At 52.5% G+C, this 24,118-nt stretch carries 20 protein-coding genes; 7 read left to right on the top strand and 13 right to left on the bottom strand.

Annotated features, from left to right (window positions below):
• Positions 1-3: 3 nt before the first annotated feature.
• From IEX02_RS03045 to IEX02_RS02995, 11 genes are all read right to left on the bottom strand, one after another.
• Positions 4-1,266, bottom strand: a complete 1,263-nt coding sequence (locus IEX02_RS03045; RefSeq protein ID WP_188690092.1) for a pilus assembly protein TadG-related protein — start codon at positions 1,264-1,266, stop codon at positions 4-6.
• Positions 1,267-1,275: 9 nt separating this feature from the next.
• Complete coding sequence (locus tag IEX02_RS03040) at positions 1,276-1,545, bottom strand: hypothetical protein (RefSeq protein ID WP_188690089.1); 270 nt, start codon at positions 1,543-1,545, stop codon at positions 1,276-1,278.
• Positions 1,542-3,062: a type II and III secretion system protein family protein gene (locus IEX02_RS03035; RefSeq protein ID WP_188690086.1), complete on the bottom strand. Its 1,521-nt coding sequence runs from the start codon at positions 3,060-3,062 to the stop codon at positions 1,542-1,544. Before IEX02_RS03035 ends, IEX02_RS03040 begins: the two co-directional genes overlap by 4 nt.
• A gap of 28 nt (positions 3,063-3,090) precedes the next feature.
• Positions 3,091-3,885 (bottom strand): Flp pilus assembly protein CpaB, encoded by a 795-nt coding sequence (cpaB, locus tag IEX02_RS03030; RefSeq protein WP_188690083.1) that lies wholly within the window; start codon positions 3,883-3,885, stop codon positions 3,091-3,093.
• A 24-nt stretch (positions 3,886-3,909) separates the two neighbouring features.
• On the bottom strand, positions 3,910-5,214 hold the full coding sequence (locus IEX02_RS03025; RefSeq protein ID WP_188690081.1) for an ATP-binding protein: 1,305 nt from the start codon (positions 5,212-5,214) through the stop codon (positions 3,910-3,912).
• 5 nt (positions 5,215-5,219) lie between these two features.
• The gene (locus IEX02_RS03020; protein WP_188690078.1) at positions 5,220-5,783 is read right to left on the bottom strand and encodes an A24 family peptidase; all 564 of its coding nucleotides are present in this window, start codon (positions 5,781-5,783) and stop codon (positions 5,220-5,222) included.
• Between the two features lie 33 nt (positions 5,784-5,816).
• Complete coding sequence (locus IEX02_RS03015) at positions 5,817-6,014, bottom strand: Flp family type IVb pilin (protein WP_188690075.1); 198 nt, start codon at positions 6,012-6,014, stop codon at positions 5,817-5,819.
• A 144-nt stretch (positions 6,015-6,158) separates the two neighbouring features.
• Positions 6,159-7,595, bottom strand: coding sequence for a L,D-transpeptidase family protein (locus IEX02_RS03010; RefSeq protein ID WP_188690072.1), 1,437 nt, complete (start codon positions 7,593-7,595; stop codon positions 6,159-6,161).
• 15 nt (positions 7,596-7,610) lie between these two features.
• Positions 7,611-8,486: a helix-turn-helix transcriptional regulator gene (locus IEX02_RS03005; RefSeq protein ID WP_188690070.1), complete on the bottom strand. Its 876-nt coding sequence runs from the start codon at positions 8,484-8,486 to the stop codon at positions 7,611-7,613.
• A gap of 339 nt (positions 8,487-8,825) precedes the next feature.
• On the bottom strand, positions 8,826-11,975 hold the full coding sequence (locus IEX02_RS03000) for an efflux RND transporter permease subunit (protein WP_188690066.1): 3,150 nt from the start codon (positions 11,973-11,975) through the stop codon (positions 8,826-8,828).
• A gap of 9 nt (positions 11,976-11,984) precedes the next feature.
• The gene (locus tag IEX02_RS02995) at positions 11,985-13,172 is read right to left on the bottom strand and encodes an efflux RND transporter periplasmic adaptor subunit (RefSeq protein WP_188690062.1); all 1,188 of its coding nucleotides are present in this window, start codon (positions 13,170-13,172) and stop codon (positions 11,985-11,987) included.
• A 163-nt stretch (positions 13,173-13,335) separates the two neighbouring features.
• On the opposite strand from IEX02_RS02995, the gene IEX02_RS02990 reads away from it, so the two are divergent.
• Both IEX02_RS02990 and IEX02_RS02985 read left to right on the top strand, forming a co-directional pair.
• The gene (locus IEX02_RS02990; RefSeq protein ID WP_188690057.1) at positions 13,336-13,590 is read left to right on the top strand and encodes a VF530 family protein; all 255 of its coding nucleotides are present in this window, start codon (positions 13,336-13,338) and stop codon (positions 13,588-13,590) included.
• Positions 13,591-13,985: 395 nt separating this feature from the next.
• A complete protein-coding gene (locus IEX02_RS02985; protein ID WP_188690055.1) occupies positions 13,986-15,896 on the top strand; it encodes a methyl-accepting chemotaxis protein in 1,911 nt (636 codons plus the stop codon).
• A gap of 31 nt (positions 15,897-15,927) precedes the next feature.
• Here IEX02_RS02985 and IEX02_RS02980 read toward each other — a convergent pair whose 3' ends face one another.
• The gene (locus IEX02_RS02980) at positions 15,928-16,743 is read right to left on the bottom strand and encodes a polysaccharide deacetylase family protein (RefSeq protein WP_188690052.1); all 816 of its coding nucleotides are present in this window, start codon (positions 16,741-16,743) and stop codon (positions 15,928-15,930) included.
• 236 nt (positions 16,744-16,979) lie between these two features.
• On the opposite strand from IEX02_RS02980, the gene IEX02_RS02975 reads away from it, so the two are divergent.
• Complete coding sequence (locus IEX02_RS02975; RefSeq protein WP_188690049.1) at positions 16,980-17,285, top strand: Mpo1-like protein; 306 nt, start codon at positions 16,980-16,982, stop codon at positions 17,283-17,285.
• 55 nt (positions 17,286-17,340) lie between these two features.
• A complete protein-coding gene (locus IEX02_RS02970; protein WP_188690046.1) occupies positions 17,341-19,014 on the top strand; it encodes an acyl-CoA dehydrogenase family protein in 1,674 nt (557 codons plus the stop codon).
• On the opposite strand, the gene IEX02_RS02965 is transcribed toward IEX02_RS02970, so the two are convergent.
• Positions 18,986-21,313 carry a TonB-dependent receptor gene (locus IEX02_RS02965; RefSeq protein ID WP_188690043.1) on the bottom strand — a complete coding sequence of 776 codons (2,328 nt, stop codon included), beginning with the start codon at positions 21,311-21,313 and terminating at the stop codon, positions 18,986-18,988. The genes IEX02_RS02970 and IEX02_RS02965 overlap by 29 nt on opposite strands.
• Positions 21,314-21,517: 204 nt before the next feature.
• Between IEX02_RS02965 and IEX02_RS02960 the strand changes: the two genes are divergently transcribed.
• The 3 genes from IEX02_RS02960 (at position 21,518) to IEX02_RS02950 (ending at position 24,094) form a co-directional block, all read left to right on the top strand.
• A complete protein-coding gene (locus tag IEX02_RS02960; protein ID WP_188690040.1) occupies positions 21,518-22,165 on the top strand; it encodes a TetR/AcrR family transcriptional regulator in 648 nt (215 codons plus the stop codon).
• Between the two features lie 188 nt (positions 22,166-22,353).
• Positions 22,354-22,686 (top strand): c-type cytochrome, encoded by a 333-nt coding sequence (locus IEX02_RS02955; RefSeq protein WP_188690037.1) that lies wholly within the window; start codon positions 22,354-22,356, stop codon positions 22,684-22,686.
• Complete coding sequence (locus IEX02_RS02950) at positions 22,676-24,094, top strand: D-arabinono-1,4-lactone oxidase (RefSeq protein ID WP_188690035.1); 1,419 nt, start codon at positions 22,676-22,678, stop codon at positions 24,092-24,094. Before IEX02_RS02955 ends, IEX02_RS02950 begins: the two co-directional genes overlap by 11 nt.
• The last annotated feature ends 24 nt before the right edge of the window (positions 24,095-24,118 follow it).

The raw sequence follows: 24,118 nt of genomic DNA, 5'->3' as shown, positions 1-24,118 counted from the left end.
CCCTTATGAATCCGTGCTGCCTGGTACGTGGTACAAGACAATGGTGTAGGGACCAATGCCATCGGAGGCATCGCCAGACGGGGTGCCTGTGGAGGCACAGGACTCAATAAACTCACCGATGACATAGGACTCATTGCCTTTGTTGGCCACTTCCTGGGTCAGGAAGAAACAACCTGCCCCCAAATAATCGATGTTAGACGAGCCGTGGGTTTCACCGGTGCAGTCACCAATCATCACCTGCAGAATGCGGCGCTGCGCCTTGGCCGGCTCAGCCTCGATGATGTCACCGTTGTAGGCGCCGCAGCTAAGGTCGGTCTGGTAATTGGCATAACGGTAGGCTTTGTCCTCTGCGCCTTCTTCCAGTTGGCCTTCATTGGTCAGGTTGATTTTTTCGCCCTGGCAAACATTAAAATCCCGCGGTGCATTGTACTCGTCCACCGGGCCGCTCCATTGCCCAAGCCGGGTGTTCAGACCTTGGGCAACCGGGCCTGTGGTATTACCGGGCTCGGTGGGAATATGGCTGTCATCGCCACCGTGGCTGTAACAAGCCTCACCCAGGTAATCCATGCCGGCCATGGCGTCACGGATATCACTACCACCGCTGTTATCGCCTAGTCGAATCAGCTGGAAGTTACCGGGGCCAATAGGCGAGCCGGTGGTGCTGCCCATTTTCATCAGATACAGCTGGTTAAGAGGAAGGCCATAATCTGGCTGACCAGGAATACCGCACACCACCATAGGCACCAGATTGTCGAAACATTCATCCAGTGCGGTGCTGGGACCGGCCAGGGCATTGGCCGCGACGTTTTTATTCAGGTTCAGTAACTGGGCCAGAAAATTCTGCAAGGGGATATCTTCCAGCGTGACTTTAACGTAGCGGGCGGCAGGGTCTGATGTGGCTACAAAGGGATCGGCCCGCATCGAAAAGCTGACCTCCAGTTGGCTGGTCATCTGCTCGCTACCGTTGTCAGCGCCAGCCAGTTGCAAGGCATCGGCCAGTTCTTGCATATCCTGATGTTGCAGGTTGTTCTGTAAGACGGCGAGCACGGCTTCTCGGGTTTGGTTATGGCTCATGCCTAAATCAAGTTCTTTAGCACCGTGCAACGCGGCGCTGTCTACCAGGGACTGTAAACGTGATTTGTTCAGCAGCAAATGGCCACTATCCAGCGCCAGGGCCGCGATGGACAGCATGGCGGCCAGGCCAATGGCAACCAGCACCAGAATATTGCCCTGTTGTTTGCTTGGAGTTTGGATAGTGGCTTTCATCACATCACCTTATTGACGGGCAGATTTGCCGGACTGCTGCGTGCTGATCTGTCTGGCGATGCTGGCCTCTGCCTGACTGTTACGGGCATTGCTCATTACCTGTTCGGCGTACGGGCCGTCGAGTTCACGAACTGTGCCTTCATTGCGCTCGGCTGCCTGAGGATCCAGCACCTGCATATCGCGGATGGCGGCCGTGGCTCCAGACAACTGGTAATCGGGCTGACTGGCGCAGGCGCTGAGCAACAACGCCAGACTCAGGGTGCTAATAGTGGCTTTCATTGTTGCTCTCCTTCGTTACGAACTTCGTGACCGTATTGTTCCTGGGTGCCGCGGGTATGCATCACACCAGTGTGCTCGGGGTTGCTGGCACTGGGGGCGTATTGATTCCCCTTGCCTTTATGACCTGAGGTTTTGCCCAGCAGGTAAAACTCCAAGTCGGTGCTGGGCACAAAGCCGTCGGTGGGCAGTTTGACCCCTTGTTTATTGAAAGGGCGCACGAGTCTGGGGGTGACCATAATGACCAGCTCTGACTGACCGTTAACGTATTGCTGGCTGCGGAACAGTTGGCCAAGAATGGGGACATCACCCAGGCCTGGCAGCTTGTCTACCCGTTCACGCAGGTTGTCACTGAGCAGGCCGCTGATGGCAATAGTCTGACCGTCACCCAGCTCCACTGTGGTTTCTGAGGTGCGTTTGACGATCGATGGGATGACCAGGGAGGCGGTAGAGCCTATAGGAGTGATACCGACGGCATTGTTGTTGCTCAGTTCGCTGACCAGCACTTTAAGGTTTAAGTTAATTTTGCCGCTGTCCAGCACGGTAGGCAGAAAGCTGACACCGACCCCGAAATCACGATACTGGATGGTGGTGCCTTCACGACTGGGTACTGGTACAGGGTATTCGCCGCCAGACAGGAACTGAGCCTTTTGGCCACTTAGGGCGGTGATATTGGGTTCGGCCAGAATCTTAGCCAGGCCGTTGCGCTTGGCGATATCCAGCGAGAAGTTAATCAGCATATCGCCGCTTAGATAGGAGCCAAACGCGCCGCTGGACAGGCTGGTGGAGCCAGTGCTGGTGATGCTGGTGGTTTTGCTGCTGAGATCGGTGACGCTGTCGAGCATTTGCGAACCGTTCACCAAGCCGCCAACGGCATCGCTGCCACTAAACAGCAATTGGAAGTTGGAGTCGAAGGTGCGTGACAGCTCGGTGCTGACTTCGGCCACCACCACTTCCAGCATAACCTGCTGAGCGCCGCCGACACTGAGCATATTCAGAACCCGGCTTTTACTTTCCTCGGTGCTGGCCGCGTCAGAGAAGCCCTGTGCCAGCTCGGTAGCACGGGTCATGGCGCCTAATGATGAGGCCTGACCGGAGAGCACCAACTGGCCTTGTGAGCTATAAACGCCAATGTCTTCGCCGGGCAGGTAAGTATGCAGATGCTCGCGCAAGCCCAGCAGATCATGGGTAACCTCTAGGTTTACTACGTCTACCAGCGCATCCTGTTCATCCCAGATCATCACGTTGGTGGTGCCCAGTGCCTTACCTACTATATACAGCTCTTTACTGCGCAGAATAAGAATATCGGCGATCTCTGGATTACCCACAGAGACGCGGTTGGCACTTTTTTGCAATGGCAGGTTACGGGATTTATAAATAGGTACCCGCACGGTATCGTTAATCTCGGCCAAGGGGCCGCCAGCATAAGCGAAGTCGGGAACCAGCAATCTGTACAGGAACAGGATGCCGAACAGAACCCACAACGCAATGCCTGAAACGCCTACTTTTGAACTATACATCGTCGTTTCTCCCAAGCTGCTTGTCTGGTTACAGATCAACACGCACGGATTCCTGTGTGGTGCCACGGATAATATCTACTTTTGAACTGCTGACCGGTGCCGCTGCTTTAGCCACTACCGGCTCTGTTGGCGAGGCCACGACCTCCTCAGGTTCAGGTTTATTGGCCAGCACTTCGGTCTGATCGATAGGATTACGTAGTGCCAGTTGCAAGGATCCCCGGGAGCGTGCATTAACCAGGGTTTCGGCCTGTTCGACGCTGACTTCCACGGTCACGGCCCGTACTACTTTGGGCTTGTTTTCATTGTTCTGGGCGCTTTGGTCGATAGCCAGCACCCGCACATTTTCCAACGCCATTTCGGTTAGGGTTTTGCCGTTTTTCTTGAAGGTATTGAAGATATCGACTCTGTTACCTGGTAACAGGAAGCCGGCCACACCCACTACGTCATCCACACGGATAGTGACGGCGCGCATACTTTCATTGATGAGGCTGGCCAGGGAACTGCCGTCGCCTTTGCTGGCCAGACGTTCGGCGCGCAGAATATCGCCGGGGTAGAGTGGCTCACGGGCGACTTTGCCCACCAGATCATCGAGATTTTGCACTGCGTTGGCGGGCAGCAGGTTATCTGGGTAGGCCCGCATTCTGACATGCTTGGCCTCAAGAATAGTGCCGGTGGCAACCGGAATGCTGACCACGGCCACTTGCTGCTGATCCGGGGCTTTTTCTACCGTGGTAGATTGCATCAGCCATTTGTTGGCCACATACACGGCGCCAACCCCGAAGATGGCGGACAGTGCCAGGAAACTTATGGTGTTCTTTTTCATCGCGTTACCCTCGTGGTTATTGAGCTACTCGACAAAGTAATGTTGCCAGGCCTGATTCAGCTGTTGTTTGCTGACCAGATTGGGCAGGCCCTGATAGACCTGGGCGTCGCGGATCAGACTGAGCAGATCTCTCGGGTAGCACGGAAATAATGGTTTATTACTGCTGGCGTGCAGTTGCTCAAGCAGGTGCTCAAACACCTCGGCCTCACACTGCAAATTCAGCTTCTGGCAGTTGTCTTGCCACACTTGTCTGTAGGCATCCGCTGACATCGGCTGCAATTCGATTTTGTAACCGAGCCGACGTAAAAACGCGTTGTCCATTAAGGCGCTGGGTGACAGGTTGGTTGAAAACAGCAATACCAACTCAAAGGGGATACAGAAGTGAATACCGTTTTGTAGGGCCAGGAAGTCGCGACGTTCTTCGAGCGGAATAATCCAGCGGTTAAACAGCTGGGCCGGGGAGATTTTCTGCCGGCCTAAATCATCCAACAGCAGAATGCCGTTATTGGCTTTGAGTTGCAGTGGCGCTTTATACAAGCGGCTGGTGGAATCGAAACCGACTTCCAGCATAGACTCGGTCAGTTCACCGCCGGTAACAATTAATGGACGGCGGCATTTCACCCAACGTGGATCGTGGCTGGACTGCATTAGTGAGCCAGTTGGGGCGGTATCGACGGCTTCATGCACTTGTGGATCGAGAATCTGAATGACTTGGCCATTCACCTCAAGGGCGTGAGGAACTAATACATGGTCATCCAACACTTTGATGATATGCCGGCATAAGTAACTTTTACCAACGCCGGGAGGGCCATAAAGCAAGGTGGGCTTGCTGGAATTAAGGGCGGCCCCCAGGGTATCCAGGGCATCATCGGCGAAGATCATACCTTGCAGGCACTGATGCATCTGTGATTGGGTAATTTGGTATTGGCGATGAGTCTGACGTAGACAGATATCGCTGTATTGATTAAGGGGCACGGGAGCGGCACCAATATAGCCGCTGGCCTGCAGCGCCCGTTCGGCTTCCAGTCTGCCCAGGCCGCTTAGGGTATAGCGCATCTGACCGTGCTGGCCAGCTTGCAGATTCTCCAGCCATTGCAGACGCTTGGCTTTCTCCAACAGGGTCTGGCACACCAGGCCGCTAAGCGCCAGACCTTCACTAAGTTCAGACAACGTGGCCACCTGGCGAAAATGCAGCAGCTTGATCATCAGTTGCATCAGCAGATTTTCACTCAGGCCGGTAGCCTCAATGGAGCCTGGCAGACTTGCCAGCCCTGCCGATGAGGCGCTGAATAGCTGGCTGTCACTGTGATTTTGAATTGGCATACCCATGACGCTCACCCTAAAAGCTGCATAAAACCGGCTACCAGATGTTGGTTGTCGCCGTAAAGATAGAAAGCCAGCAGCCAGCCAATCGCCAGAGATGGGGCATAAGGCACTTGTACTGAGGCCAGTTCGGTGTTGCTGGGGGGAATGTAGCGTCTCAGGCCGATGCAATAGTAAAGGCGGGCTGCAGTTTGTTTCAGACCCCCGAAGCCCGCCTGATGCAAGCCAAGTAGGGCGCTGATGACGCCGCCGGCCATGATGCCGAAGGCCAAGGTCCACAGCAGTTGCTGCGGACCGATAACGGCACCGAGGGCGGTCATGAGTTTGACATCACCAGCACCGAGAAAACCTTTGTAATAAATGGGGAATAACAGTCCCAGGCCAAGTACGGCTCCGGCCAGGGCTAAGGAAAGGCCGAGCCATCCGCTGGCCACGGTGTTCACAAGTAAACCGGCAATGAGCGCCAGGACACACAGCTTGTTCGGGATCCGCATGTCACGAAAATCAAAATAGACGGCCAGCCCTAAAGTACAAGCGGTGACAGCTATTTGGAGCATGAGGATTGAACTTGTCATCTGACTTCTCCTGCCTGGGTCGAAGGGAAAGACTTAAGATGCGCCGTCGCAGTCTGAACCGCCGGCGGCAGTGCACAGATCACCAATAGTGTCTTTGGTGGCTGTACCCAGCTCTTCGAAGGCGGCAACCAGTCCACCTACTACCAGAGAGCCAGCAATGGCATACTCCACAGCAGTCAGGCCTGATTCGTCGTTCCAGAAGTCTTTCATAATGTTGCTGATAGTTTTCATTGGATGCTCCTCAAAACAATCCGAATTACCGATAAGGTCATAACCGCCACGTAAACGTTTTGGTTACTTAAACCTTAGGCAACGAAGGGCAAGGGCTGTTATTAACGGATTGCGTTGTGTTGCATTAAATTGCACAAAGGCAATTTAGTTGCGTAAAGCCAGTAACGACGCGGTTTGGGGCGTGGTTATTTGGTCAAGGCCGTAAGGGTCGGCCAGCCATTGCAGCTTGCCATCGGCCCGAATTACCACACTTTGGTAGTTAAGATAAACAGGGATGCTTTGCGTAAGTGCAATGCCAAAAGAAGTCTCTTTGGCCAGCTGCTGAGTGAGACGTTGTTGACGTTCTGCCGGTTCTAAACCGATCAAGGCCATTGCCAGTGCCTGGGCATCAGCTAATCTGATGCAGCCGTGACTGAGTGCTCGCTGCTCTTGTCTGAACAGGGATTTGGCCGGCGTGTCATGTAAATAAATGGCGTCGTGGTTTTTGATATTGAAGCGGTATTGGCCCAGTGCATTGTGTGGTCCGGGCAATTGCACCAGTCTGTAACCTGCTTGGGTTGCTTGGGAGGCATTGAGTGCGATGAATTCGCCGCTGGGGCTTTGCCATCTGAATCCTTGTTGGTCATAGCTTTTGGGATCGGTGCGCAGCGCAGGTAACAGTTCGCGCTGAATGATACTGGCCGGCGGCCGCCACAGCGGGTTGAGGGAGATAGAGCTTACTTCTGTGACCATTAAGGGGGTCTGGCTGTCAGGGGCGCCCACTATCACTGGCATGCTCAGGATGACATGACCAGAGGCAAACAAGTTCAGCCGGGCGTCGGGAATATTCACCTCGATATACTGTGCGGGTGGGGCGGCAGGCAGCGATAGCAGCCGCTGAAGATTACGCTGCAGTATTGCCAGCCGCTGAATGGGCGTTATGTTAAGGGCGGCTTTGGTTGTAGTGTCCAACTGCCCATGAGGGGGAAGGCCCATGCGCAACTGAAAGGCTTTTAAGGCCGCGATACTTTGCGGATCCCACCAGGTGGTGGTGTGGGACGGCAAATCGCCAAGTAAGCTAAGCATGTTTTTCAGCGCTTGTACCTGGGGATTACTTTGTCCCAGTTTGGGCTGGAAGTCCTTGGCCAACTGCGGCCAGGGCATTTTAGACAAGGTTCTGAAGCGGGCAATGGCACTGCGCAGCGCGAGCATTTGCTCAAAACGGGGCAAATGCTGGTCAATCAACTGGTCTAACTGCTGTTGGTTGATTGCCTGCAGTAAATCGACTTGTTGTATAAGAGGTTGCGGGACTTGATGACCCAGAGTTCGGTTGATGGCGTTCAGCAGTTGCAGGGTGAGCTGTTGGTCGGTCTGCTGCGGCTTTTGCTTCTCGGTCTCTGATAGCAGAGCACTGGCGCGCAGACCCAGGTCTGCCAATAAACTGGTCAGGGTTAAGCCGGCCTGATTCAGATGGCCGTTGTCCAGCCACAATGTCTGGTTTTGGTTGGCTGTACGAAGTGCCTGATAGTTATGGGTAGGCTCGGCTGCCAATAGCGTGGGCAGCCAGAGCAGCAACAGCAAAACTTGCAAATAACGGTGCATGCCCTTGCCTTGTGTCTAATTTGCAACGCGCAAATGGGCGCGTTGCGCCAGAGCCTGGCGTCTGGCTGCCATAGTGATGGCTGGCAAGATCTCGGCACGTAAATTCAGGTAGCGTTGGTATAAGGGACTGAGGCTGACATGCCGTTCCCCACCAAGGTAGGCCGTTGGCGTGATACCCAAATGCTCTTTAAAGGCCCGGCAAAAATGGGACGGGTTGGCAAAACCCAGTTCAAAGGCTACCGCAGTGATATTGGCCTTGGATTGCGCCAGCATCAGCTCGGCCTCTTCCAGACGACGGCAGACCAGATAATGGCAAAAACCGATACCACATAGATCTTTGAACATATGGCTTAGCCGACTGGGACTCATATTTAATTGCTTGGCAATGGTTTGCTGAGATAGTTTCCGCTCGAAGTTGTGTTCAACGGTTTGCAACACCTCATGCAGGGAATGTTGGCTGACATCTGAAAATGCTTCTGCCAGGGCCGGTAGCTGGTCATGATCGAGGTGGCAGGTGACCTGAGAATGTTCGCTAAGGTGACTGGTGAGTCTCAGCAGCTCTGAGGGCATGCAGGGAGTTAACATGGCATCGGTGACTTGGGTACGTAACAACTGGCACAACAAGGGAATAGATAAATGGGCAGTAAACACAAAGAGTTGTTTGCAACCAACGCGACTGCGAACCTGGGAGATATTGTGCAGATGATTGGGACCCATGTCGCTCATGACATAACCGACAATATCAGCCTGCCAATTACAGCTTTCGTCCACTTGACTAAAAGAAACCAGTTGAACCGCCAGGTAGGAAGACAAGGTACTACCCAGGGATTCCAGCGCTGCCTGATCACAGCCGACCAATACAATCTTGTCGATGATTTGCTGTTTCATCATGGTCAAGATCCTCACAACTAAACTTCTCAGATCTTGCTGTTGTAAGTGCTACTACACGCGACTTTCCTTAACCATGTGGTATCTACAACACAAACTACCGAATGAGTGCAAACGCCCTGTCTTTAATTCCCAGAATTCACCCATTTCGGTGACTCCGTTCAGAAGTTAACTATAGCAAAAAGAAAGCCACATAAGTCAAACTGCTTACTTATCAATATGTTATTCGGATAAGCTGGAGAGCAGAATATTGTCAAGTTTCTGCTGTGGTGTAAAAAAGGCAGACAGCATTTAGGGGGCATGGGGAAAAAGCCCATCTGTGGATGGGCTTTTTTCGCTAAGTTACTGGTGCGATCCTTCCAGATTATGTCCTTGCTCAGCTGACGGCTTGCGTGACAGCTTTTGGCGCAAATATCTGAAGGGTTTACGCAGATCTTCCAGAATCATATACAGACTGGGAACCAGCAGTAATGTCACCAGGGTGGCATATATCACCGCAAAGCCCAGTCCAACGGCCATAGGAATAACGAATCTGGCTTGCAGGCTGGTCTCGAACATTATTGGCAAGACACCGGCAAAGGTAGTGATGGACGTCAGGGTAATGGCCCTGAATCTGGCACAGCCTGCCTCCAGTACCGCATCTTTAATTCGGATGCCTTCGGCGCGCCGTTGGTTTATATAGTCGGTCATGACCAGACTGTCGTTGATCACCACCCCGGCGGCGGCTATCAATCCGAAGGTGGACATCATGCTCAGATCCAGTCCAAACAGGTAGTGACCCCAGATAGCGCCAGTCAGGCTGAATGGAATGACCGACATAATGATGATGGGCTGACCGTAACTTTTAAGCGGTACCGCCAACAGAATGTAGACAATAATCATACCGGCGATAAAGAACATCATCTGTTCGCTTTGTTGCGCCTGCTGCTCGGCAATACCGCCACCCAGTTCGGTTTTCACTGAGGGGAATGTGGCTTGCATATCGGGCAGTAAGGTTTCCTCGATGGTTTTTACCACGGCGTTGGGTTCGACCTTCTCTTCGTCGATATTGCCCCATACATACACGCTACGGTAACCCCCTTCGCGGCGGATATAGCTGATACCTGGCTGTTCGACCAGTGCGACTACATCCCCCAGCATGACTTCCTTGCCGGATGGCGTTTGAATAATGGCGTACTTCAGTTCGGCAAACTGCTCACGGGACAACTTAGGGTAACGCACCATGACGCGCACTTCTTCGGTGCCACGGATGACACGCTGCGCTTCACTTCCGTAGAAGCTGTCACCAATCTGGTTGGCAATACTGGTCAGGTTAAGACCCAGGTCATAGGCCACGGGCAGAAGCTGTATCTGCACTTCCTTACTGGCCGGGTCAATGGTGGAGCTAACGTCAAACAACCCTTCCTGTTGCTGCAACTTACTGATGAAGTAGCGGCCTGCCTCGTTAAGAGTTTTGATATCTGAACCAAACAGCAAGTAGCCGAATTCACCGTCATCACGTCCGCCATTGACGTCGTCCTGAATGGTAAAGGACTTCATACCGGGGATTTCCGGGATCTTCTCACGCCAGCGACGGGCCAGCTCAAAGGCCGTGAAGTGACGATCTGCTTCATCCACCAAAGGCACCACGATACGGGCTTCGGTTCGGCCCTGGTTAAAGGCCAGTAGGTCTTTAACCATTCCTGAGCCGTACTCAGCGGTAATTTCTTTCTCTACCTGCCAGATGGCGGCTTCGACAATCCGCAGCGCATCAATGGTGGCTTCATCCGAGACGGTTTCGTTCATCTCTATCTTCACCGCCGGGAAGTCATGGGGGACTTTGGGCGTTGGTACAATACGTACATGATTGGCGGAAATCAGGGCCCAACTGACCATAAGTATGGCGATAAAAGAGAACAAGGTTAACCAGCGCCACTCCACACAGCGGGCGACAAAGTTTTTATAGGTGCCGTTAACAAAGCCAAAGAAGCGTTTGTTAAAGCGGTCGCGCCAGCTATCGGGTTTAACCGGTTTAAAGTCAATATGGGCTATATGGGCCGGCAGGATCAGCTTGGATTCGATCAAGCTAAAGGCCAAACATAAGATCACCATAATGGCGATGATGACAAAGAAAGTGCCTTCCGGGCCTTTACTGAATACAAAGGGGGCAAACACCGCAATAGTGGTAAGTACACCGAAGGTAGCGGGCGTAGCCACCCGCTTAGCGCCGCGGATGACATTTTCTACCCCCGGCCCCTTATTTTCTATCTCGGTATAGGCGCTTTCCCCTATGACAATGGCGTCATCCACCACTATCCCCAATACCATGATAAAGGCGAACAGCGACAGGATATTAATGGTGATACCAAATACCGGCATCATCATCATGGCACCCAGGAAACAGACCGGCAGGCCAACCATCACCCAGAATGCCAAACGGAAGCGCAGGAACAGGGTCAGCATAATGGCCACCAGAATGGCCCCTTGCCAGAGGTTATTCAGCATCATGTCCAGGCGGGCATTGAGGTAGTAGGTCATGTCCACTAATACCTTCATTTCCACGCCGTGGGGCAGGGTTTGGTTGCGGTGTGCAATAAAGTCTTTCACTGACTTGGCAACCGGCACCATATTCTGGTCTTTAGTGGCTTTCACCGACATAAAGATGGCGTTTTCACCCGAGTACTTGAAGTAGTATTCCCCCTCGGCCAGTTCATCCTGAATAAAGGCCACATCCTGCAGCAGTACCTTACTGCCGCTGGCACCCACTTTTACCGGAATATTGCGAAATTCTTCGCCATTGTAGTACTGGTTTTCTACCCGCACGGCGATGATGCCGGAATCCGTGCGGATTTGGCCGGCAGAAATATTCGCTGAATAGCGCCGGATGGCTGCGGAGATATCGTCCAGCGTAAGGTTATAGCGACGCAGCATTTCGGGTTTGATCTCGACGGCAATTTCATCATCCGGGGCATCCAGATTCACCAGTGAGATATTGCCCAGTTGCAGCATTTCCCGTTCCATCTGAATGGCAATGCTCTTGAGGTCTTTGAGGGGTAAATCACCAACCACAGCCATCTCAATGACATCCTGACGGAATTCCTGCTGTGATACCGTGACCGGCTCCATGCCAGCCGGGAAGGTCGCAATGCTGTCTACCCGCAGTTTAACCTTATCCAGTACATCGGTGATGTCTTCCTTGGTATGAATCTCCAGGGTGATACGGCCGCTGTTGCGAAAGGCTCTGGATACCAGGCGTTTTATCTCTGTGACATCCTTGAGGGACTCCTCAATTTTGATCAGTATGCCTTCTTCAATTTCCTGAGGAGACGCCCCGCGATAGGTAGCATTGATATTGATATAGTTGATTTCGATGTTGGGGAACATCTGGCGTTGAATGGTAAAGAAGCTCACCAAACCCATGATGATGATAAACCACATCATCAGGTTGGCGGCCACGGTATTACGGGCGAAAAAAGCGATTAAGCCCCGTTCTTGTGGTGCAATACTGGACATGGGCCTTCCTTACTCGTTGGTCTGCGCAACCAGACCACTTTCTTCGTCGCTTGTCTTGGTCTGTTTTGGCTGCTCACCGGCAATTTTTACCTTCATGCCGTCTTGTGGGTATTCAGGCAGTGTCATCACAACCCGTTCGCCGGCGTTTAAGCCGTTTTCCACCAGGAAGAACGCCGCTTCTTCACGCAACACTTTAACGGTACGGGATTCCAACTCATTATCTTTGTTAACCACCCAGACTTTGCGATTGGTCACCAGTTCTTGTGGCAGACGGAAAATGTCCTGCAGGGTGGAGCCTTTGAGGCTTACTTCCACATAAGTGCCAAATTTAAATGCCGGCGCGTCGGTATTCAGGCTGTATGGGTCATTAATGCGTGCTACGACCTGACTCATACGGGTATCCTGGTCAACAATGCCAAGGTCACGTTCAATGGTGCCAGTGCGGGTTAACGTGATAGCACCGCGGCTGCTGATAAGGGCTTCGCTACCTTGCAAATCTGCCGGCAGAAACAGTGCATCAAAGCCGGCAATCGGCAGGGTAATTTCGGCGGTTTCGATATTGTATAGAACGCCTACCTCATTGCCCTGATGCACATATTGGCCTTTACCCAAGTTACGGGATACCACCAAGGCATCGTAAGGCGCCATGACATCGGTATAGGACAAGTTACGTTTGGCTATTTTAAGTTGTGCTTCGGCGGATTTAACTGTCGCTTCGGCACTTAACACCTGAGGTTTACGCAAATACAGGTCGGTTACTTTAGCAGCCGGCATACTTCTGGCTTCGCGTTTGGCGACTTCGGCTCTGGCGCGCTCTTCAATAAGCTGAGCATTGGCCTGGCTCAGGTTGGCTTCGGCTTGTAACAGGGCGGCCTCGTATTGCTGCTTATCAATGCTGAACAATAAGGTGCCGCGCTTTACCACACCACCGGGAACAAAGTCCTCATGCCAGCCTGTTACCTCTCCGGCCACTAGGGCGGCCAGTTGGGTTTTCTCAAGGGGCTTTACTTCACCGAAGCTGTTGATCACAACCTGATAGTCTTCTGTGCGTAGCACTTCAACTTTCACTGTGGGGCGAGAGTCGATTTCTACTTTTTCTTCCTTGTCTTTGGCGGTAGCTTTTATTGCCGCCATACCCACAACTCCCAATCCCAGTGCGAGCAGCGGAAGTGCGATCTTTATCCAAACTTTATTCATTGGTTGTGTGTCTGCTTAGGTGTTTTAAGGTGCCTATGATAACCAAGCTTTGCAACAAAGGCGTAAGGCAATTGTAAATTTCTGTTAGTAAAATTGGTTTTATTATCCCTCCAATGGCTCTGTTAGAATAAAGTCCGCACACTTTCATCCCTTTGGAGCCGGCATGGCGGATACACAAGCAAATAACCCTTTACATGGTATTACCCTCGAACAGATGTTAATTCGTCTGGAACAGAAATTGGGCTGGGAAGCTATGAGCAGAGCAGTGGAAATTCGCTGTTTCACACATGAGCCTTCGATTAAATCCAGCCTCAAATTTTTGCGCCGTACCCCCTGGGCCAGGGAAAAAGTTGAACAACTTTATCTGAGCACTTTTCATATTTGGGGGAAGGCTACACCCAATAGAACGGCTGATTGATTTTTGCTCAAGTAACGCACTTCTCGAAAGCCCCTGCCTCTCTGCTCTGGTGTCATTTTATTGACGGTAAAGCATTGTTTTTGTTAGTTAATTGCATTTTTCGTTACGGCTTTTAACAAAGTCGGGTTGGGTATGCTTAAAGGGTATGGGGTGTGTAATTTTATGCATGCTTTAGTGCAAAAAATACACATGCTGTTGGTTCTTTGTGCGCTACACTGCGCGCCTCTCGGACATGGCCATGGACTGCTGCTCGACATTCTGAAATATCCCCTTTTCTGAGTGTTTTGCTGCGCCGTGCAAGTGCCGGGTGCAACTTGCAATAGGCCATCGGGCAGATGGATACCTCTGCGCCCGGGACAAGGTGATAATTGATCTATTGCAAGGCGACGTAGTAAATGACAATAAGACAAAAGCTGTACACTGCACTTTTTTCTCTGACCTTTGTGATGCTGTTACTGGGCATCATCTCTTATGTGATGTTGGGTAAACTGGAAACTCAGATTAAGATTCTGACCGGATTGTCCAACGCCAATACTCAACTTTACCAGGCGCGATTGTCCCAGGCCGATTATGCGATTACTGAGGCTGCTCATTATCGTGATGGCGTGATGGGCTATCTGGATCAAGCCCAAAACAGTCTTGAACCCGTGTTGGCTAATATGAAAGTGCAGGAAAGCCTGCGTCAGGTTGACGCGATTCGAAACAATATTGCCGATTATCGCAGCGCTTTTAATGATTACACTCAGGCGAAATCCGACAATATTCGTAGCAGAGAGTCCTTTGATGGTGCGGCCCAAGCGGTATCCCGAGATATTGATGCGGTGTTGTCAGCCATAGAAAGTTATTTTTCTGCTCACCAAAGTGACTTTGCTGAATTCAACCGTTACCGCACGGCCAAGCATTTTAAAGATACCTTTAACCTGGTCAGGGTTGAGATCTGGAAATACAACAATAAACCTGAATCCCAGCAGGCCGCACATATACTGAGCCAAATTGATGGTCTGAGTAAGCAGGTTGGGCATATGCAAAGCATTATGCTGTCTGACAAAACGCAGACGCATTTACAGGGTCTCAACAACAGTCTGAGTCAGTACCGCAAGCTGTTTATCTTGATGCGTGACGCCAATATCGGGGTACAAGAAGCGTTCGCACATATGCTGAGTGAAGCAGACAGTGCGTCCACTTTAGCCACTAAGCTGATTGGTGAGGAGCTGGTTATTGAGGCAGAGGTACGCTCACAGGTAAACACCGTGACCTTTGGCGCAGTGGGGCTGGCCATGTTGCTCAGCGCCATAATGGGTGTTTGGCTGGTACGCAGTATTATGAACCCGCTCAATCAGTCTATTGCTTTTGCGCAGGAAATTGCCCAGGGCAACCTGACCAGCAATATTAATATCATCAATAATGACGAGTTTGGTGAGTTGAATGGTGCCATGAATCGGTCGGCGGCCTCGCTGCGCGATATCGTGGGGCAGATTCAGCAGGTTACTGGCGTATTGAATGACTCCAGTAATTCGGTGATGGCGGCAGTAGAACAGTCCAATCGCTCAGTGCAAACTCAGCAGATGGAAACCGATATGCTGGCCACCGCCTTAAATGAAATGGCGGCTGCTACCTTGCAGATTGCGCAGAATGCGTCGCAAGCGCATCAGGAAAGCGTGAATGCCGAAGAGCAGGCGAAAAATGGTGAGCAGGTGGTGCGTTTGACCATCAAAGCCATGGAAGAACTGGCCAGTGATATGCAATCAGCTACCCAGGTGGTGAGCAAGCTGGATGGTGATGCCGCCAATATCTCCAGTATTCTTGGGGTGATTCGCGGTATTGCTGATCAAACCAACTTACTGGCTTTGAATGCGGCGATTGAGGCTGCCAGGGCTGGTGAACAGGGACGCGGCTTCTCTGTGGTGGCCGATGAGGTGCGTACACTGGCACAGAAGACTCAGGATTCTATTGCTGAAATTACCACTATCATCGAGGTTATTCAGCAAGGTGCGGCTAATGTGGTGAGTGTGATCAGCCAGTCAACCGACAAGACCAACAATGTGGTTAATCTGACCAATGAATCCAGCGACGCTTATGGCAGCATTGTGGCCGCCATTAACAGTATCTCTGAGATGAACACTCAGGTGTCGGTAGGGGCTGAAGAGCAAAGCTCAGTGGTCGAGGAAGTCAACGGCAACATCATGCAGATCAAGAACATGTCTGATCAGAATGCCGACGGCCTGAACGAGATCCAACAGCAGATCAGCGAGCAGGTCGAACGTAGCGGGCAGATGGAAAAGCTGGTGGGCTTTTTCAGGGTCTGAGAATAAAGAAAGGGGAGCTGCGGCTCCCCTTTTACTTTTTATCCACCAGATTTGCCTCTGATTGCTGGCGCTGAATATACAAGGCGATGTCACGAAAGGTGCCCACCCAAAAGCGCGTAGGGTGTTTAGCCAGATAAGCTAAAAAGGCATCATGAACATCCGCGTCTACCCGTAAATGGTCGCCTCCCACGCCATGAAAGCTAATGCTGGCTAAGGTGCCTTGTTTGGCGGCCGCTTCCACATAAGCAATTAATTCATCCAAACTCGGCTGGTCGGGAAACCAGGTGGGGGTGTGTGACAGGTTTAATTCATCCATGCTAATGAGTGGTTTGCCAGGCAGTCGGATGGCGGCAAACTGCGGCGCAATGGCGCTGACGTAATCGCCGTCTTTGTTGAGGCGATCACCGCAGGGCGGGGTGTAAGTGCGCACCGTCTGGCCATCAATGGCATACAAAAAGCTATTGGCCTGTTGTACTTCACGCAGCATGCGGACCATGCTCCAGTTATCCAGATTGTTCTCTGTTTCCACCCATTCGCGTCCGGGTAACCCGGCCCGGCAAGGATGGTTGATACTGTGATTACCCAATTCATGGCCGTTCAATGCCGCGGCTCGCCAGGCATCAAGCCGCTGCGCCAATACCGGTGAGGACAAGGTTAGATAAAAGGTCCCTTGCAGACCATGCTTGTCCAGTTGCGGAATGGCGATATCCAACTGGCTGGCCAGCGCATCGTCGTAAGCCAGACTGACAGCCGCCTGCTGACCATCCGGCCAGATGAAGCCCTTGGCTATAGCTGACTGACTCAACACACTCAGGGTGATGCCGGTGGCGATTATCCATTTGCTCATATACTGGTTCCCTTCACTATGTTGAGCCGCAGCTTAGAAGAATTCATGCTGTTAACACAAGGTGATTCTCGGCATTGTTCCCTGCGGTTTTTGTTTGAGGTAGTGCCTTGAGCAAAGGTTGCACCAGGCTGTACCCGTACCTTTCCAAGCCCTGTTGTTCATTACTAGGACACTGATGCCGAAGCGGTTTAGACTGAGTCACTGCAGAGTGTGAAAATGGTATGTCCGGAGACAAAATGAAGACCGAATTTCAATCCTTTCGCGAGTTTTATCCTTACTACCTGAAGGAGCATCGTCACCCTGTTTGTCGACGGTTGCACTTTATTGGCTCTTGGCTGGTGCTGGGAATTTTGTTCTATAGTTTGTCCAGCGCCAATTATTGGGCTTTATGGTTTATGCCGATTGCGGGTTATGGATTCGCTTGGGTGGGCCATTTCTTTTTTGAGCACAATAAGCCCGCAACATTCAAGTATCCGCTGTATAGCCTGATAGGTGACTGGGTAATGTTTAAGGACATACTGATTGGCCGGCTGAAGTGCTAAGCCCGCCGCAAAGTAAGACTCTCACCTAAGCGCGAGGCAGCTAGATGGAGGCGAGATGACGGAACTGACTCATGCTATTGCTTCTACTCACCAGGTGTTTAACCAGCCCCTGGCGCTGGAAAACTACAATGCCTTTCAGGGTGACCGTATGTTGCGCTACTGGTTGCAAGCCTATGGTGCACAATGGGCTGAGCCAAGGCTGACGGACTTCGGCCGGCAGGTTGGCCATGAATTATTGCAAGCCGGCTTTCTGGCCAACAAGCATCTACCCGAATTTCAGTCCCATGACAGGTTTGGTCATCGTATTGATGAGATAAATTACCATCCTGCCTACCACCAATTAATGCAGGCGGCCATTGCCGCCGGTCACACTCATTTACCCTGGAGCATACAACAGCCCGGTAAACATGTGGCCAGAGCAGCACTGGCTTATTTACATAATCATGCCGACCCTGGTTCCGGTTGCCCCTTAACCATGACTTTTGCCAGCGTGCCGGCCATTCAAACGCAGCCCGAGGTGGCATCGCGTTGGTTACCTGGGGTGTTATCTGCTCAGTATGATGGCAGCAATAAGCCCTGGTATGAGAAAACCGGCCTAACCATAGGTATGGCTATGACTGAAAAGCAGGGCGGTTCTGATGTGCGGGCCAATACCACAGTGGCGGTGCCTATTAGTCAGCCGGGCCCCGGCCAGTTATATAGTCTGCTTGGTCATAAATGGTTTTGTTCGGCTCCTATGTGCGATGGTTTTTTAATGCTGGCGAAAGTGGAGGATCAGCTTTCGTGCTTTTTAGTGCCGCGCTGGCGCGAAGACGGCGGCAAAAACCCTATTCATATCCAGCGGTTGAAAAGCAAACTAGGCAATAGATCCAATGCCAGCGCCGAAATTGAACTGCGCGGTGCCCATGGCTGGTTGCTGGGCGAGCAAGGCCGCGGTGTGGCCACTATTATTCAGATGGTGGCTCTGACCCGTTATGATTGCATGATAGGGTCTTCGGCACTAATGGCGCAGGCAGCCAAGGAAGCTATCTGGCATACCGCCGGGCGCAGTGCCTTTGGCAGGCCCCTGCATTTACAGCCACTTATGCTCAATGTGTTGGCTGATCTGGCTTTGGAAGCGGAAGCCGGTCTGGCCATCAGTATGCGTATCGCCTATGCACTGGATCATATGCAGGATGCACAACAGGCGGCGCTGGTGCGCTGTGCCACAGGTATCGGCAAATACTGGACTTGCAAACGTGCCGTGTTGCAAACCTTTGAAGCCATGGAATGTATTGGTGGAGTGGGGTATGTGGATGAAAACGTTTGCAGCCGCTTGTATCGTGAAGCGCCGGTGAATTCTATCTGGGAAGGTGCGGGTAATGTGCAGTGTCTGGACTTGCTGCGGGTGTTATCCCGGGAGCAGGATTGTCTCAATGCGCTGATCATTGAGCTGGAAGCGGCCAGAGGTCGTCATAGCTTGTATGATCGCCGCTTGGATCAAACCCTGGCTATGTTGGTGCAAACAGAAAACCTTGAATATGCTGCTCGTCACATTATGCAGCACCTGGCGCTGTGCTGGCAGGCCGCCACGCTACTGCTACATGGCGAGGACTGGATAGCTGAAGCCTTTGTGCGCGCCCGTTTGGGGCAGGGCAGCCTGCAATTTGGCTGCCTGCCCGAGGGGATAAATACGCAGGCTATTGTTGAGCGCCTGCTGGTTAGAATTGATAGCCGAACTGCAGGGTAACGCTGCGCCCTTGTTCGGTGTATACGCTATACATGCCCACCGGGCCAAAGGACATATCGGTGGAGTAGTTGATGGTATTTTTATCGGTGAGGTTTTTGCCCAGCAAGGCCACCGACCAACCGTTGGCATAATCGGCTAATGCCACGCGCAGATTCAACTTACCGTAGCCGCTTTGGGCGGTATAGGGATTGAGATCGTAGTTGGTGTAATGCATGGACTTAAACTGGGTTTGCAGATTCACTTTTAGCTCCAGACCGTCACCAACCTCCATCAGGTAATCCAGGTCCAGGGAGCCGGACCATTTGGGCGCAAAAGCCCCGGTTTTGCCGGACATATCACAAGACTGCCCGTCGGCCTCAACGTTATCGGGGCTATACATCAGGCTGTAGAAGCATTTGGCGCCTTTGAATTCATCCCAACTAAAATCCAGCCAGGCGAGGTTGCCGGATAAACGCCAGTTGTCGGCAAACTGCCAGCGGCCATCCAGTTCCACACCGCGGCTGGTGGATTTACCGCCATTTTCCACAAAGAAGCCAGCGGTACCGTCGAAGGTGGAGGTTTGCAGATCTTCAAACGCCATATTGAACAGGGCTAGGTTAAGGTCGGCAGCACCGTCATCCAGGGTGAGCTTGGCACCCAGTTCGTAGGCCAGTACCGACTCGTCTTCAAACTCCCAGTCCTTGGCCACATTAGCCCGGGCATCAAAACCGCCAGCCTTGGTACCGGTGGATACCGCGCCGTACAGCATACCGCCGTCAAACTTGTACTTAATGTTCAGTGCCGGTGAAAAAGCTTTTTCGGTACGCTCGCCGCTGACAGCATGTTGCTCTAATTGCAATTCGCTGGCGAGAATCCCCAGATACATTTCCGGTGGCAGTTGGGCTGGTAGTCCCATGGCTTGCAACATATCCGGTACGTTGACTATATCCTGCTCGGCAATCACCTCTCCGCTGGACAGTTCTACCAGCGTCAGGGTGCGGGACGCTTGTTTGTCTTCCTGGGAATAGCGCAGGCCCAGCGTTGCCTGCCAGTGCTCGTTAAAGCTGTAGTCCAACTGGCTGAACAGCGCCCAGGTATCTGAATCATTCTGATAGTCACGCGGCCCCAGCGCATTCAGCGGGTAAATGCGATAGGCTTCGGCAAAGTCCAGCTCGGTATCCTGATAGTAAGCGCCGGCGATAAAATTAAAGGCACCCTGCCAGTCTGAGGTTAAACGCAATTCCTGACTGAGCTGACGGTATTCTTCGTCGTTGTACTGGCGATACACCAGCGGCACCGGGCTGTCATCACCGTCACTGGTGAGCGCCAAGTCATAGCGTTGCCAGCCTGTCACTGAGGTCAGACTCAGGTCACCGAGTTGCCACTGCACATCCAGAGTCAGGTGGTCGGCCTGATAGTCAGTGCCTTCGTCTTCCCCCAGTTCACGCAGGCCTTTTTGCGTTACATCGTCCAGCACATACTGGCGGGGATCGCCAAAGTAGTCCGGCAACTGTGCCCCACCATTTAGATAAATGGATTCCGCTACCGGCTGGGCATTACGCACGCCGTCGGAGTCTTCACGGTCAAACTGGTAACGTAGCAGCACATCGATATCGTCGGCCGGTTGCCAGGCCAGAGATACTCGCCCTAACAGGCTATTACGGGCTACTTCATCCCTGCCCATCAGACTGTTGTGCAAAAAGCCGTCTTCGTTGATCAGTTTCAGCGCCACGCGCCCTTGCACATTGTCACTCAGGGCATTGCCCACTGCGCCTTCCAGGCTGTAACCATTGTCTATCTCATAGGCGCCGTGCAGGTAGCCACGTAAATCATCTGTGGGTTTGGCGGTCAGGATATTCAGAGCACCAGCTGTGGTATTTTTACCAAACAAGGTGCTTTGGGGGCCACGTAATACTTCAATACGTTCAACATCCAGAAAGCTACTGCGCATTAACTGTGCCCGGCCGCGGTAAATCCCGTCTACATAAGTCCCTACGGTTTGTTCAAAACCCTGATTCGACCCCGATCCCAGGCCGCGCATATTGATGGCAAAGCCCTGACCGGTTTGACCCACCGAAAAGTTGGCAATACTGCTGGATAGCTGCTCGGCGGTGCTGAGGTTGTTGTCGATAAGCTTTTGTGCCGGGATAGCGGTGATGGAAATTGGCACATCTTTCACGCTTTGGCTGCGTTTTTGTGCCGATACCATAATCACTTCCAAACCGCCGTCGTCGGCCGGTGACGCTTCCTGAGCCCAGGCGGGGGCAAGGGCCAGGCTGGTGGATAGCGCTAGCGCACTGAGTTTCGGGTTAAGGTGCATAGGGGGTCTCCTGCGTGCGTCCGGCCGTATTGGTCGGTTTTATTTTAATTGGACACTCGTCCAATTTAATTTCTGATACCAGGAAATGTCAACGACTTGTAATGAAATTGTTTTTTCTCTGTGTGGGGTAAGGTGAAAGCGGCTTGACTGGCTTAGGGTGCTTGGATAACGTCAGGCCTTTGTATTCTTGAGTCGAGGATGGGGATGAGCGGCACGGTGGATAAGAAGGCAGCAAAGAGCGAAATTACCCGGGGCAAGATTCTTGAGGCTGCGCTGGATTTGATTGCCGACGGCGGCCTGGCCGCATTATCGCATCGCACTATTGCCAGTCGTGCCGAGGTGCGTCTGTCCCTGACCAGTTATTATTTCGGTTCGCTGGACAATTTGATTGAAGCTGCCTTTGACCGCTTTGTTGAGCAAACCCAGCCTTACCGGGATAAGGTTAGGGCCAATATTGATCAGCAATGCCAGTTGTCGGAAGGCGGCGTGTCGGCGGCGCAACTGGATATTCTGACCAGCCAGTTAGCGGATTTTCTGACTCAGCATATTCAGGCCGGGGTGACGCAGCGACGCCGAGAACTGGGGGTAGAAAGTCACTTTGTGTATGCCTTTAATGTGGCAGAACCGCTGGCCGCTAAGATTCAGGCCTTTACCCATATGCAGTTGCAGATGATTGAGTCGGTTTGCCAGCGTTTTGGTAGTGACATGCCCTGGCAGGATGCCCATCTGATTCTGGCGGCTATCAGTCAGATGGAGTTTGCCCATGCCAACGGCGGGCGTGAATTTGATGCTGAATTTGTCCATCAGTGCCTGAAGCGGCTGTTTGCCAGTCTGTTCAATGCACAGACTTAAGATTGAGAGCGAGGCTTCTGTGACACTGTTAGTGTTGGGAGTCGAACCTAAAGCCAAGCCATTGAACATCGCTTTTGTCAGGCAACATTCAGCCAAACCCCATTCCAGAGCCGGTTAACAACTTGTTGACAAAACAATAGTGTGAATTGTAATTTGGACGTTCGTCCAATTTGTGCCGGTGAGACTTTATGACTTCGCACTTACGCCCTCTGGCGCTAATACTGACAAGCTTGTCGGTGAGCACTGCCCAGGCACAGATGACCCCGGAACAAATGCAGCTTTTGGGTCATAACTGCCTGCAATGTCATGCGGCGGCCAACACCGGTGCACCGCTTCTGGGCGATATTCAAGATTGGCAGGCGCGTATGCAAAAAGGTCGCGAGCAGATCCTGAAAAACAGCATTGAAGGCATAGGTGGCATGCCACCCATGGGCTATTGCAGTGCCTGCACCCAGGAGGATATGCAGGTCCTGATCGACTTTATGCTGGGCGATGCCAAGGAGGTGGGGCATGACAACTAACCCATCGGGGATCAGCAGACGTACTTTACTCAAAGGTTTGGCCGCCAGCGCTACTGTGCCTTTGGCGGGCTGTTCACCTAGTCCGGCTTCGCCGCCACTGGCTGCGCCCTATGTGCCGGGCAAACCGCTGCCTTGGATTAACTGGGGCAAGAATCACAGTTGTTATCCGTCGCAGCGTCTGGCACCACGTAACGAACAGCAGTTGTTGCAAGGCTTGACCCAGGCCAAAGGCACAGTGCGGGCGGTGGGCTCCAGTCATGCCTTCAGTGCCTTAGTGCCTACCGACGATACCTTGCTGACCACGGATTATTTGTCGGGCTTGGTCAGCCACGACCCGGCCACCCGGCAAGCCGAGGTCTGGGGCGGCACGCGCTTGCATAGTCTGGGCCCTTTGCTTGAGAGTGTCGGACTGGCTACGCAAAATCTGCCTGATATGGATTACCCGTCCCTGGCCGGGGCTATTGCCACTTCAACTCATGGCACCGGCAAACACTTCGGCTCACTGTCTACTCAGGTGGCGGGGCTTACGTTGGCAACAGTGGATGGGCAATTGCTGGACGTTAGCGCCCAGCAGCATCCGCAAATATTCAACGCCGCTCGAACCCACTTAGGTGCCTTGGGTATTGTCTCCAGAGTGCGTTTGCAATGCCAAAATAGCTACCGTCTGACCGAAGTCAGCCAGGTTGAACCCCTTGAACAGATGCTCTCTGAGCTTGATCTGCGAATGAGCAACAACCGTCATTTTGAAATCTTTGCTTTGCCTTATTCGCCTCTGGGTATCTCAGTGACCACCAATGAGGCCAAAGCCGCAGATGTGAATCAGGGGGAAGAGGACCCCGGGGCCTTGAATCAGTTGCGCCAGGTTTTTGAATCTGTGTCCTGGCTACCTGGGGTAGGGGAATCCTTATATGCCTGGCTGCTGGACAAAGCCTTTGGCGGCAACCCGCCGGTGGTTCGAACCGGCCCCTCATATCGGGTGCTGGCCCATGCCAGAACCACACGCTTTTGTGAAATGGAGTACTCGGTGCCGGTGGAAGCCGGGCCGGAATGTTTGCGTAAGGTGTTGGATACCATTGAGCGGCGCAAGTTGCCGGCCTGCTTTCCTATTGAATATCGGCATGTGAAAAGCGACGACATAATGCTGTCCATGTATCAGGGGCGAGACAGTGCGGTGTTATCCATCCACCAGTTTGGCGACCTGGATTACCGGCCGTTTTTTGCCGAAATTGAACCGATTTTCCATCAGTACGAAGGGCGGCCCCATTGGGGCAAGATCCATACCTTACAGGCCCCGCAACTGGCGGCACTGTACCCCAAGCACTGGCAGGATTTTCTTGCCATTCGGGAAAGTCTGGATCCCAAGGGCAAATTGCTGAATGCACATTTAAAGCAGGTGCTGGGCGTGTAAGTGCTGCTTGTTTCTGCAAGGGCT

Origin of the sequence: Bowmanella pacifica, assembly GCF_014645355.1 — a bacterium.
GTDB classification, from domain to species: Bacteria; Pseudomonadota; Gammaproteobacteria; order Enterobacterales; family Alteromonadaceae; genus Bowmanella; species Bowmanella pacifica.
The sequence above is the reverse complement of the archived record's forward strand: the minus strand, read 5'-3'. Positions and strand labels throughout refer to the sequence as shown.